The 12,419-nt window shown below is 63.8% G+C and carries 8 protein-coding genes; 4 read left to right on the forward strand and 4 right to left on the reverse strand.

The features are described from left to right. Nucleotides 1-132 precede the first annotated feature (132 nt). On the forward strand, nucleotides 133-1,266 hold the full coding sequence (locus CLU90_RS26565; RefSeq protein WP_100429246.1) for an esterase-like activity of phytase family protein: 1,134 nt from the start codon (nucleotides 133-135) through the stop codon (nucleotides 1,264-1,266). Here the strand turns inward: CLU90_RS26565 and CLU90_RS26570 are convergent. The 4 genes from CLU90_RS26570 to CLU90_RS26585 form a co-directional block, all read right to left on the reverse strand. Next, nucleotides 1,235-3,394 carry a putative bifunctional diguanylate cyclase/phosphodiesterase gene (locus CLU90_RS26570; protein WP_100429247.1) on the reverse strand — a complete coding sequence of 720 codons (2,160 nt, stop codon included), beginning with the start codon at nucleotides 3,392-3,394 and terminating at the stop codon, nucleotides 1,235-1,237. The genes CLU90_RS26565 and CLU90_RS26570 overlap by 32 nt on opposite strands. A gap of 1 nt (nucleotide 3,395) precedes the next feature. After that, nucleotides 3,396-6,269, reverse strand: a complete 2,874-nt coding sequence (locus tag CLU90_RS26575; RefSeq protein WP_100429248.1) for a hybrid sensor histidine kinase/response regulator — start codon at nucleotides 6,267-6,269, stop codon at nucleotides 3,396-3,398. Nucleotides 6,270-6,513: 244 nt separating this feature from the next. After that, nucleotides 6,514-6,714: a YbdD/YjiX family protein gene (locus tag CLU90_RS26580; protein ID WP_092718220.1), complete on the reverse strand. Its 201-nt coding sequence runs from the start codon at nucleotides 6,712-6,714 to the stop codon at nucleotides 6,514-6,516. After that, nucleotides 6,714-8,774, reverse strand: a complete 2,061-nt coding sequence (locus CLU90_RS26585) for a carbon starvation CstA family protein (protein WP_092717928.1) — start codon at nucleotides 8,772-8,774, stop codon at nucleotides 6,714-6,716. The genes CLU90_RS26580 and CLU90_RS26585 overlap by 1 nt, the downstream gene beginning before the upstream one ends. 244 nt (nucleotides 8,775-9,018) lie before the next feature. Between CLU90_RS26585 and CLU90_RS26590 the strand changes: the two genes are divergently transcribed. From CLU90_RS26590 to CLU90_RS26600, 3 genes are all read left to right on the forward strand, one after another. Continuing rightward, entirely contained in the window at nucleotides 9,019-10,389 is a 1,371-nt protein-coding gene (locus CLU90_RS26590) for a cache domain-containing protein (protein ID WP_100429249.1), read from the forward strand. A gap of 11 nt (nucleotides 10,390-10,400) precedes the next feature. Further along, on the forward strand, nucleotides 10,401-11,030 hold the full coding sequence (locus CLU90_RS26595; protein WP_092717934.1) for a response regulator transcription factor: 630 nt from the start codon (nucleotides 10,401-10,403) through the stop codon (nucleotides 11,028-11,030). Nucleotides 11,031-11,294: 264 nt separating this feature from the next. Continuing rightward, nucleotides 11,295-12,419 (forward strand): EAL and HDOD domain-containing protein, encoded by a 1,125-nt coding sequence (locus tag CLU90_RS26600; protein ID WP_332870876.1) that lies wholly within the window; start codon nucleotides 11,295-11,297, stop codon nucleotides 12,417-12,419.

Genomic DNA, 12,419 nt, shown 5'->3' on the forward strand with positions numbered 1-12,419 from the left:
TGATGTCGGCAAGGTAGGTCGGATTAGCGGCGGCACGCCGCGTAATCCGACGCCACCACCGGCCAAGTTAACAATGTTGTCGGCTTACGTGCTTCGCGCTAAGCCGACCTACGCAACTCACTGATACCTGTCATGCACCGACCTTTCCGCACTGCGCTTGCCCTGGCGTCCACCGCCATCCTCCTCTCCGCCTGCGCCAGCTTCCCCCATGACGCACCGGTTGCAGGCTTGCGCCTGATCGGTGAGCAGCGCATCGCGCTCAGGCAGGCGTTCGAGGGCACCACCGTAGGCGGCTTGTCCGGCATCGATTACGATGCGGCCAACAAGAGCTGGGTGATGGAAAGCGATGACCGCTCGGAAATCAATCCGGCCCGTTTCTACCGTGCTACCTTGAATTACGACAGCAAGGCGTTTACCAGTGTGACCTTGAACAGCGTGCATTTCTTCACGCAACCCGACGGCAGCCGCTATCCGAATCTGGCGCATGCCAAGCTGGAGCAGGGCGAGCAGGTACCCGACATCGAAACTATCCGCGTCGATCCGCAGGACGGCAGCCTGTGGTACGGCAGCGAAGGCAACCGCAAGGTGGGCCTGCACCCGTTCGTGCGCCATGCCGACAGCGGCGGCCACTACCTGGCCACCTTGCCCACGCCTGCCATGTTCAAGGTCTCGCAGGAAGCAACGGGATCGCGCAACAACATGAGTTTTGAAGCGCTGTCGTTTGCCAGCGATGGCAAGAGTTTGTGGCTGGGCATGGAAGCGGCCCTGTACCAGGATGGCCCGCTGGCCACGCCCGACCATGGCTCCGTCGTGCGCATCACGCGCCTGGACCGCGCGGGCACCGTGCTGGGCCAGTACGCGTATGCTATCGAACCCATCGCGTCGCGGCCCGCACCGGGGCGCGAGGCGGACAATGGCGTGTCGGAAATTCTCTCCGTCAACGATCACCAGTTGCTGGTGGTGGAGCGGGCCGGCGTGGAAAACGCGGCCGGCGTCTACACGAACCACGTGCGCATCTACGAAATGGAAACGGAGGGCGCCACTGATGTGCAGGCCATGCCGGCCCTGGCGGGCGCGGCTTACGTGCCGGCGCGCAAGCGCCTGTTGCTGGACCTGGAAAAGACCGGTCTCAAAAGAATCGACAATATCGAAGGCATCAGCTGGGGGCCGCGTCTGGAAAACGGCCGCCGCAGCCTCGTATTGATTTCCGACGACAATTTTAATCCGCAGCAAGTCACGCAAATCCTTGCCTTCGAAGTGCTCTAGTTTCCACGCTGGCCAGCTGCTTCGCCTGCCTGGCCAGCATGGCCGTGATCGTGTCGTGCGGCGACGGGTGGCCCAGGAAATAGCCTTGCACCATGTCGCAGCCGTATTCTTCCAGCATCACCAGCTGCTCGTCCGTTTCCACGCCTTCGGCCACCACCACCATCTTCAAGCCATGCGCCATGGCGATGATGGCGCGCGTGATGGCCGCGTTTTCCGCATCCTGCGGCAAGCCGGCGATAAAGCTCTTGTCGATTTTTAATGCCCGCACGTCGAAGCGTTTCAGATAATTCATTGACGAATAGCCCGTGCCGAAGTCGTCGATCGACAGGTACACGCCGATGCCGCGCAATTGCTCCAGGGTCGCCATGGTGGCGCGCGCATCGTCCATCAAGGTACCTTCCGTCAATTCCAGTTCCAGCAGGCGCGCATCGAGGCCCGTGTCGGCCAGGGCCGAGAGCACGATCTGCATCAGGTTTTCATCCTTGAATTGCTTGGCCGACAGGTTGACGGCCATGCGGATGGCGCGCCCGCTACCGTTTTGCCACGCCTTGGCCTGGTTGCACGCCGTGCGCAGCACCCATTCGCCGATGGGCACGATCAGCCCCGTCTCTTCGGCCAGCGGGATGAATTCCGTGGGCGAGATGATGCCCCGTTCCGGATGGCGCCACCGCACCAGCGCTTCCACGCCGACGATCTGCGTGCTGGGCACGTCGATCTGCGGCTGGTACAGCAAGTACAGCTCGTTGTTCTGCAAGGCTTTCCTCAAGCCCACTTCCATTTTGACGTGGCTCATGATTTCCATCGTCAGCGAAGAGCTGTACAGCTTGGCGTTGTTCTTGCCGCAGTTCTTCGCGTGGTACATGGCCGTGTCCGCATATTTGAGCAACGAATTGCAATCCTCGCCGTCTTCCGGATACAGCGAAATGCCGATGCTGGCCGTGACGAAAATCTCGTGCGCCTCGATCATGAATGGCCGGCGCATGGCTTCTTTTACACGGTGCGCCACGTTCAGGGCGTCTTCCACGCGCTCCAGGTCGGGTATCAATATCGTGAATTCGTCGCCGCCCAGGCGCGCCAGGTTGCTGCTGCGGAAAGTGGCTTCAAAGTCGTGCTCGGCACGCAGTACCAGGTCGCTGGGGCGGATGGTTTCGCGCAGGCGCTCGGACACGACCTTGAGCAAATGGTCGCCCACGTCGTGGCCCAGGGTGTCGTTGATGCGCTTGAAGGCGTCGAGGTCCATGAACAGCACGGCGAATTTCTTGTCGTGCTCTTTCGAGCGCACCAGTTCGCGCTCCAGGGTTTCCAGGAACGCTTGCCGGTTGGGAATGCCCGTCAGGCTGTCGCAATAGGCGAGGCGGCGGATCTGCTCTTCCGTACGCTTGCGCTCGCTGATGTCGCGCACCAGGCCCAGCACTTCATCGGCCCCCGTCGCCACCAGGCGTGCTTCGAAATGGCGCGTGCTGTCTTCGTGCGTGAGCGTGTAGTCGACCGAGCCGATGTGCTGCGTGGCCAGCACGGCGTGCGCCTGGTCGAGCAGGCGCGCGGCGATCTCGGGCGGCAGCACGTCGCGGATATGGCTGCCCACGCAGTCGCTGAGGGAAAAGCCGGCGCTGGCGTCGTGTCCCTGTTCGTAGTCGAGATAAAAGCCTTCGCGGTTGAGACGAAAGAAAGTGTCGGGGATGGCGGCCAGCACGGCGCGGTTGTGCGCGTCGGCGATGCGCAGGCGGGCGATGGCGTCGCTGGCGCGCAGCACGTACAGTACGCGGTGTCCGAGGATGGGCCAGTTGATGGGCTTGGAAATGAAGTCGGTGGCGCCCACCTCGTAGGCGCGCGTGACGGCTTCCAGCTCGTCGCCGCCCGTGACCATGATGATGGGCACCGTGCCGCCCACTTCCTGGTGGCGGATTTCGCGGCATACGGCAAAGCCGTCCATGGCCGGCATGTCGACGTCGAGCATGACGAGGTCCGGGCCGCTGTGCTTGTAGCTGGCCAGCGCCTGCACGCCGTCTTCGGCTTCGATCACGTCCAGGCCCACCTGCGTGAGCATTTGCCGCATCAGCAGGCGCATCACGGGATCGTCGTCGGCCACCAGCACCAGGCCGCGGGGAGGGGAAAGGGGCGCTGTCATGTCAGTGTTCCTTCACGAGGATGGCGTTCAGCGATTCGCGTACGGTCAGGAACGCTTGCCGCATCTGCCGCAGCAGGGCAGCTGCGCCCTCGGTGCTGCCGGCGCGGCCCAGTTTTTCCATTTCCTTGCACAGCTGCGCCAGGCCGTCGGCGCCCACGTTGGCGCTGCTTGACTTCAGGCTGTGCGCCGCCTTGCGCAGTGCTTCCGCATCCGCGCCGGCAATCGCCTCGCGCATGGCCGTCAACTGGCGCGGCGTCTCGCCGGCAAAGGCGAGGATGACGCGCTCGAGCAACGCATCGCCGTCGGTGCCAGACAGGGCGCGGATGTTTTCCAGCGCCTGCCGGTTCAGCGGCTGGCCGTCGGACGCGGTCTCGGGCGCGGCTTCGGGCGTGGGGGGCGGCGCCGCTGGTGGCGTCAGCAGCTCCGGCGCTTCGCTGTGGTGCACGGTGGCTGCGCGCGGCAGGGTGATCCAGCGCGCGATCGTGTGGCCCAGGTCCTGCTGCGTGAACGGTTTGCTCAGGTAATCGTCCATGCCGGCCGCCAGGCACGCTTCGCGGTCGCCCTGCAGCGCATTGGCCGTGATGGCGACGATGGGCAGCACGCGCGCGTGGCCGCACTGCTGTTCGTGGCGGCGGATTTCCTCCGTGGCGGCAAAGCCATCCATCACGGGCATCTGGCAATCCATCAGGATCAGATCGAAGTCCTCGGCCTGCGCCGCCTGCAAGGCTTCCTCGCCATTGCGCGCGCAGACCACGTCCAGGCCCAGGCTGTCGAGCATGGCCAGCGCCACTTCCACGTTGACGGGATTGTCCTCGGCCAGCAGCACGCGGCGGCGCTGGCGCCGGCCGGGGTGGCGTACGGCATGGCGCCCCGTGTGCGGTGGATGGATGCGCATGCCCTCGCTGGCGCGCGGCGGCGTGACGATGCAGTCGAACAGGTCGCATTCGCGGGCCGGCTTGATCAGCTGGAAGGCCACGCCCGCTTCGCGCCGCTGCACCGGGTCGGCCGCCGCCGGTTCCGTGCTCAGCAGCAGAAGCTTGAGGTCGGCCAGCAGCGGGTCGCTCTTGATGGTGGCGGCCAGGGCCAGGCCGCTGGTGCGCGGCAATTCCATGTCGAGCAGGGCCACGCCATACGGCGTGCCCGCCTGGGCGGCCGCGTGCAGCTTGGCCAGGCAGTCGCTGGCCGTGCCGGCGCTGTCGCTGACGATGTGCCAGCTGGCCAGTTGCCGCTCCAGCACGGCGCGCGTGGCCGGTGTGTGGTCGACGATCAAGGCGCGTAATCCTCGCGTGGTTTTCAGGTTGAAGGACGGGTCGTCGCTGTCGACCCGCCGCTTATCGAAATTTACTTCGAACCAGAAGATCGATCCTTGCGTTAAAGCATTATCGACGCCGATAGTGCCGCCCATCAGCTCCACCAGCTGCTTCGAGATTGTCAGCCCCAGGCCCGTGCCGCCGTGCTTGCGCGTGGTCGAGCCGTCCGCCTGCGAAAACGATTCGAAGATGCGGCTCTGCGCCTCGTTCGATACGCCGATGCCCGTGTCGTGCACCTCGAAGCGCAAGCCCACGCTGGGCGCGTCTTCGCTGCAGACGGTCACTTTCACGGTGACCTTGCCCGTTTCCGTAAACTTGATGGCATTGCCCAGCAGATTGACGATGATCTGGCGCAAACGGTTCGGGTCGCCGCAGATGGCGATCGGAATGTCAAACGCGATGTCGAATTCCAGGCTGATGTTTTTCGCTTGCGCCTGCGGCGCGAACACGTGTTCTATGTCGTCGAGCAATTCGCGGAAATTGAAGCGGATGTATTCCACGCTCAGCTTGCCTGCCTCGATCTTGGAAAAGTCGAGGATGTCGTTGATGATCACCAGCAAATTCTGTCCCGAGCGCTGCACCATGCTCGTGTAATGGCGCTGCTGCGGGCTCAAAGGGCTGGCCAGCAGCAGCTCCGTCATGCCCAGCACGCCATTCATCGGCGTGCGGATTTCATGACTCATGGTGGCAAGAAACGCGCTTTTCGCCTGGCTGGCCGCCTCGGCCGCATCCTTGGCCTTTTCCAGCTGCGCCGTGCGCACGCCCACCTGGCGTTCGAGCTGGTCGCGGTAATTGGCCAGGGTGCTGTCGCGGCTGTCGATCTGCGCCAGCATGTCGTTGAAACTGTCGATCAGCACGCCCAGCTCGTCGCTGCGCTGGTGTGCGATGCGGTGGCTGTAGGTCTGGCTGCTCGAGACTTTTTGCGCCGTATCGATCAGCTTGGTGATGGGTTCGGCGATCACGCTCTTGAAGCGCCGCGCGAGGAACACGGCGATCAGGAAGGACAGCACGGTGGCGCCGCCGATGGCGCCCACGTGGCGGCCGATGTCGCGCCACATGTGGTTCAGGTCGGCCTCGATCAGCACGGCGCCGATCAGCTGTTGCGGCTCGCCTGGCCGGTAGACGGGACGGTACAGACGCATGGCGGGCGCCAGGGCCGTGCCCGTGCCCTGCGTGACGGGCTGATCGGCCATGCCGGCCAGCAGGGCCGGGTCCAGGTCTTCCGGCGCTGCCAGGCCATCCGCATGCTGCGGCGCGCGGTACAGGGCGAACAGGCGCCCGTTCCGGTCGAACAGGGCCGCCTGGGCGACCTCGTCGCGCGCGGCCAGCGCGGCCAGCACCTGTTCCGCCTGCGGCTGTGCCGATTTCCCCGCCAGCAGGGGCGCCGCGCCGGCCGCACCGATCACGCCCGCCATGGACAGCAATTGCTTGCCTTCATCGTCCTTGTGGCTGAGCACGGACGTTAGCGCAAACGCCACGAACACCAGCAGCAGCGCGCAGCCCGACGACAGTACCGAAATCATGGTCAGCTTCTGGCTGATGCTGGAGCGTTGGAAATTGAACATGGTGGCGGCGCTTCTCCGGTCGGCCTGTTGACTGTTTTTTAATTTCCTATTGGAAAAATATAGACGCGAAGACACACCATGATATTGATGTGGGTCTAAGGGAGGAGAGGGGGAGGGGAACTAAATATGGCCGGGGTCGGACCCTTCGGGTCTGACCCCAGTATTTGCTTTGGGGCTTACACGGTTAAACCCCTGAGAAGCTGGGGTCAGACCCGGCGGGTCTGACCCCGGTGCTGGCCCGGTATTAGCAACAACCACCACGCTTACCGGCGCCGCCGTAACGGGCTTCCTGCCGTTCGCGGAAGAACTCTTCATACGTCATCATCGGCTCGCCGGGATGGGTCACTTCCCGGTGGGCCACATAGGTGTCGTACTCGGGCAAGCCGCACATGAGCCGCATGCTTTGCCCCAGATACCGTCCAGCCTTGATGATATCGGCTATCATCATTGCACCGTGGGCAAGGCCTGGAACGGCGTTTCCTTGGTGCTTGGACGGCTGTCGGCGCGCGCCTTCATGATGGTGCGGATGCCGAAGAACAGCACGCTGACGACGACCACCACGAAGAAGGCGGCCAGGCCGGCGTCCAGGTAATCGTTGAAGATGATCTGCTGCATCTGCGCCACCGACTTGGCCGGTGCCAGCAGGGTGCCTTCATCGAGTGCCGCCGAGTATTTCTTGGCGTGCGCGAGGAAGCCGACGCGCGGGTTGGCGTCGAAAATCTTTTGCCAGCCCGCCGTCAAGGTGCACAGCAGCAGCCAGATCGTCGGCGTGATGGTGACCCATGCATACTGGCCACGTTTCATCTTGAACAGCACGCAGGTGCCGAGGATCAGCGCGATGGCCGCCAGCATCTGGTTGGCGATGCCGAACAGCGGCCACAGGGTGTTGATGCCGCCCAATGGATCGACGACGCCCTGGTACAGGAAGTAGCCCCAGGCCGCCACGCACAGGCCCGTCGCCAGCAGGTTGGCGATGACGTTTTCCGTCTGTTTCAGCGCTGGCACGAAGCTGCCCAGCAAGTCTTGCAGCATGAAGCGGCCGGCACGCGTGCCCGCATCGACTGCCGTCAGGATGAACAGCGCTTCGAACAGGATGGCGAAGTGGTACCAGAAGGCCATCATGGCCTTGCCGCCGATGGCGCCGGACAGGATCTGCGCCATGCCGACGGCCAGGGTCGGTGCGCCGCCCGCGCGCGAGATGATGCTGTGCTCGCCAACGTCCTTGGCCGTTTGCGTCAGCATGTCCGGCGTCACATAGAAGCCCCATTGCGAGATTGCCTGTGCGGCCGACTCGGCCGTGGTGCCGATCAGGGCGGCCGGGCTGTTCATGGCGAAATAGATGCCCGGCTCGATGGTCGAGGCGGCCACCAGGGCCATGATGGCAACGAACGATTCCATCAGCATGGCGCCATAGCCGATGAAGCGGGCGTGGCTTTCGTTTTCAATCATCTTCGGCGTGGTGCCCGAGGAAATCAGGGCGTGGAAGCCAGAGACGGCGCCGCAGGCGATCGTGATGAACAGGAAGGGGAACAGATTGCCCGACCAGACGGGGCCGGAGCCGTCGATGAACTTGGTCATGGCCGGCATTTTCAGGTAAGGAGCGACGACGATGATGCCGATGGCCAGGCCCAGGATGGTGCCGATTTTCAGAAAAGTAGACAGATAGTCGCGCGGCGCCAGCAGCAGCCACACGGGCAGGACCGAGGCGATGAAGCCGTAGCCGATCAGCATCCACGTCAGTTCCGTTCCCGTGAACGTGAACATCGGGCCCAGAACGGCGTGTTCCTGCACGTACTGGCCGCCGATGATGGCCAGCATCAGCAGGACGAAGCCGATGATGGAAATTTCGCCGATGCGGCCCACGCGGATGAAGCGCGAATACACGCCCATGAACAGGGCGATGGGGATCGTCGCCATCACGGTGAAGCTGCCCCATGGGGAGCCGGTCAGCGCCTTGACGACGATCAATGCCAGCACGGCCAGGATGATGACCATGATCATGAAGCAGCCCAAGAGCGCAATCATGCCGGGAATCTCGCCCAGTTCAGCCTTGATCAGGTCGCCCAGCGAGCGGCCGTCACGGCGCATGGAAATGAACAGCACGATGAAATCCTGCACGGCGCCCGCAAACACGACGCCAGCCAAAATCCACAGCATGCCGGGCAGATAGCCCATCTGCGCGGCCAGCACGGGGCCGACGAGGGGACCGGCGCCGGCAATCGCTGCGAAATGGTGGCCGAACAGCACATATTTGTTGGTCGGCACGTGGTCGAGGCCATCGTTGTGCTTGAACGCCGGCGTCATGCGGCGCGGGTCCAGGCTCAGCACCTTGTCGGCGATGAACAGGCTGTAGAAACGGTAGGCGATCAGATAGACGCAGACGGCGGCGATGACGATCCAGATCGCGCTGATCGGTTCGCCACGTTGCAGGGCGACGACGCCCAGGGACCCGGCGCCTGCCAGCGCAAGCGCTGCCCAGCCGAGCTGTTTGAAAATGCGGTTCATGCTTCCTCCAGAGATGTGACGGGCGCTGTGCCGTGCGATGATGTGTGCTGCCGAGCCTGGTCGTCGCCAGTTTGGGTATGAATCGGGTGTATCTGCAGCTTATGGCGAGTATTCAGGAATCGTATAATCGATGCAAGCGCAGCACTACGCAGTAACGCTCAGTATTACTACGCAGACTGATCGCCGCGCCCCGACGTAAAATCACGCATTCCCACCAGCATCGACGCCGCCGGAGCGCCAGGCCATGAAACTCAGACAGAAAGTGATCTTCCTGGCCCTCACGCCGCTCATCCTCGCCCTGTGCGCGATCGCGTTTGCCGTGCGGCACCAGGCGATTACCCTGGCCGAGCAGCAGCGCGCCACCATCCAGCAAGCGTATCTGGCCAGCAAGGAAGCCGAACTCAAGCATTACGTGACCCTGGCCAGCCATTCCATCGCCTCGCTGTACCAGTCGGGGCGCAAGGATGACGCCACGCAAGAGGAGGCCAAGCGCATCCTGTCCGCCCTCAGCTATGGCGACGACGGCTATTTCTTTATCTATGATTTGCAGGGCAAGTCGCTGATGCATCCGCGCCAGCCTGAACTGGTGGGGCAGAACCTGTGGCAGTTGCGCGACGCCGAAGGCAATCTGACCATCCAGCGCCTGATGCAGCGGGCCAGGAGCGGCGGCGGTTTCGAGCGCTACAACTGGATCAAGCCGTCGACCAACAAGTCCGCGCCCAAGCTCGGTTATGTGATCCTGATGCCGGAATGGGGCTGGATGATGGGCACGGGCATCTACATGGACGACGTGGACCAGGCGCTGGCCAAGGTCGACGCCCAGCAGTCGCGCAACATCCGCTCGACCATGGAGCTGATCGCCGCCATTGCCATCCTCGGCTCCCTACTGGTGGCCGCCTGCGGATTGGTACTGAACTTGCGCGAATTGCGCGTGGCCGACGCCAAGCTGAAAGTGCTGGCGCAGAGGGTGGTCGAGTCGCAGGAGGAGGAGCGGGCGCGGCTGTCTCGCGACTTGCATGACGGCATCAGCCAGTGGCTCGTGTCGATCAAGCTGCAGATCGAGGCGGGCATCGCGCGCCTGGCCGGCAATGCCGAGCAGAAAGACAAGGCGCCGGCCACCTTCGAGCGGGCCGCCGAGCAGCTGAACAAGGTGCTGGGCGAGGTGCGGCGCATTTCGCACAATCTGCGCCCGGCCATTCTGGATGACCTGGGCCTGGCCGCCGCGCTCGACCACCTCGTGCATGAATTTAATGACAGCAGCAGCGCGCAAGCCAGTTTCACGGCCAGTCCGGCGGCGGCGGGCGAGGGCTTGCCCGATATGGTGAATACCGTGCTGTTCCGCATTGCCCAGGAAGCGCTGACCAATTGCGAGCGCCATGCCCACGCCCGCGGCGTGGAAGTGAGCTTGCACGAGGCGGGCAAGGCCGTGGAATTGCGCATCGGGGATAATGGCGGCGGCTTCGATTTCGACGGTATCGCCCTGCATCCGCAGCGCGGCATCGGCCTGCGCAACATGACGGAACGCATGGAAGCCATCGGCGGCAGCCTGCGCATCACCTCGTCTCCGGCCGGCACCGTGGTGCTGGCGCGGCTCGAGCTTTCTTCCACACATTAAAATAGAAAACCATGACGGACACGATCAAGATACTGCTGGTGGACGACCACCCCCTCGTGCGCGACGGCTTGCGGGCGCGCCTGGAAGCGGTGGCGCATTTCGACGTGGTGGCCGAGGCGGGCGGCGCCGATGAAGCATTGAATCAGGCGCGCGCGCACCAGGTGGATCTCGTGTTGATGGATATTAATATGCGCGGCACGAACGGCATCGAAGCGACGGCCCTGTTCAAGCAGGCGTTTCCGCAGATCGCCGTGCTGATCCTGTCCATGCACGACAAGCTCGAATATGTGTCGCAAGCCATCGCCGCCGGCGCGCGCGGCTACGTCCTCAAGGATGCGCCCGGCAAGGACATCGTCTTCGCCATCGAAACGGTGATGTCCGGCGGCATTTATTACAGCGCCGCCCTGGCGCGGCAGCTATCTCGTCCGCAAGTCCACGATTCCTTCCTCACCACGCGCGAGCAGCAGGTGCTGCAGCACATCGCGGCGGGCCAGGCGAACAAGCAGATCGCCCGCGCGCTCGACCTGAGCGTGCGCACGGTGGAGACGCATCGGCTGAACATCAAGCGCAAGCTCGGCATCGAAGGGCAGGCCGAATTGATCAAATACGCGGTCGAGCACGCGCACGGCGGCAGCGCCTGAGCTTGCGTGCGCCGCGCCATGTTGTTGCCTAAGCCGCATGACAGGCGGGTCTCGCGGGGGAATGTTCTTTTTGAAAATTTATTGCCAAAATTAAACTGTTTCGTGGGTGAGATTCGGATAGAATGATTCTCGCTGTCGAGGGCATCCCTGTCGGGCCAGGGTTGCCAATGCTGGTCAGTTTATTTACTATGGCGCCCTACCCACACTGAGATACCGATGTCAGCGTCTGAATCAAACCTGTTTCCGTTGGTGGGATTACAAGCAGTGGCCAATGCTCATAACGAGTGGGTCGCTGTCACCCTGCATGTGCCGCAGGCCTCGACGGCGCCGCTGCTGGCGGCGCTGGCCGCCGCCGATGCGTATGCCTTCCTGGCGCCGCTCGATTGCATCATTCCCCTGGCCGACCCGCATGGCGTGGACGAGGCCGTGCTGGCGCAACTGGCGCCGCAACGCACCATCTTCCGTTTGCCGGCCCAGCTTGCCGACGACAAGCAACTCCAGAAAAAATGCCGGCAATGGCGCGACGCCGGCTACCGCATCCTCCTCGATGGCGCCGATGCCAGTCCCGTGGTGGCGGCGCAAGTCGACGCGCGCGCACTGAGCTTTGACGCGGCCGGCGCCCGCCCGGCCCTGCATCAGCTGCTGCCCTTGCCGGGGCCGCACCTGGCCTACAACATCGCCGATGGGGGGCAGATTGCCGCATTGCAAGAACTTGGCGTCAGCTGGTTTGCCGGCGATTACGCCTTGCAGCATGCGCGCCAGCAAGGCGAGTCGGAAGACGCCACGTCGCGCAAGCGCCTGCTGGCTCTGCTGGGCCTGCTGGCGCGCGATGCCGACGCGCACGAGCTGGAAGTGCCGCTCAAGCAAGACCCGGCCCTCAGCTATCATTTATTGAAACTGGTCAATTCAGCCGCCTTCGGTTTCACGGCGCCCATTACCAGCTTCAGCCAGGCCATCACCCTGCTGGGCCGGCGCCAGCTGCAGCGCTGGCTGCAACTGCTGCTGTATGCGCGCCAGCAAGATGACGGCAAGATCCACGCGCTGCTCCCGCTGGCGGCCGTGCGCGCGGCGCAGATGGAAGCGCTGTGCCAGCTGCGCGGCGGCGACCGCGACGCGCAGGACCTGGCCTTCATGGCGGGCGTGTTCTCGCTGCTCGACGTCCTGCTGGGCATGCCGATGGAAGAGATCATCGCCACCCTGAACCTGGCGCCCGAAGTGAGCACGGCCCTGCTCGAACGCAATGGCGAGCTGGGCACCTTGCTGGCGCTGGTCGAAAGCGCCACGCCGCCGCCCGAGGGCTTGCGCCGCGCCGGCATCGATGGAGAAACCTATTGGCGCAGCCTGCTGCAGGCCTACCAATGGGCCATCCAGGTCAGCCGGAATATCTAG

This window comes from Janthinobacterium sp. 67 (genome assembly GCF_002797895.1).
Lineage (GTDB): Bacteria > Pseudomonadota > Gammaproteobacteria > Burkholderiales > Burkholderiaceae_D > Janthinobacterium.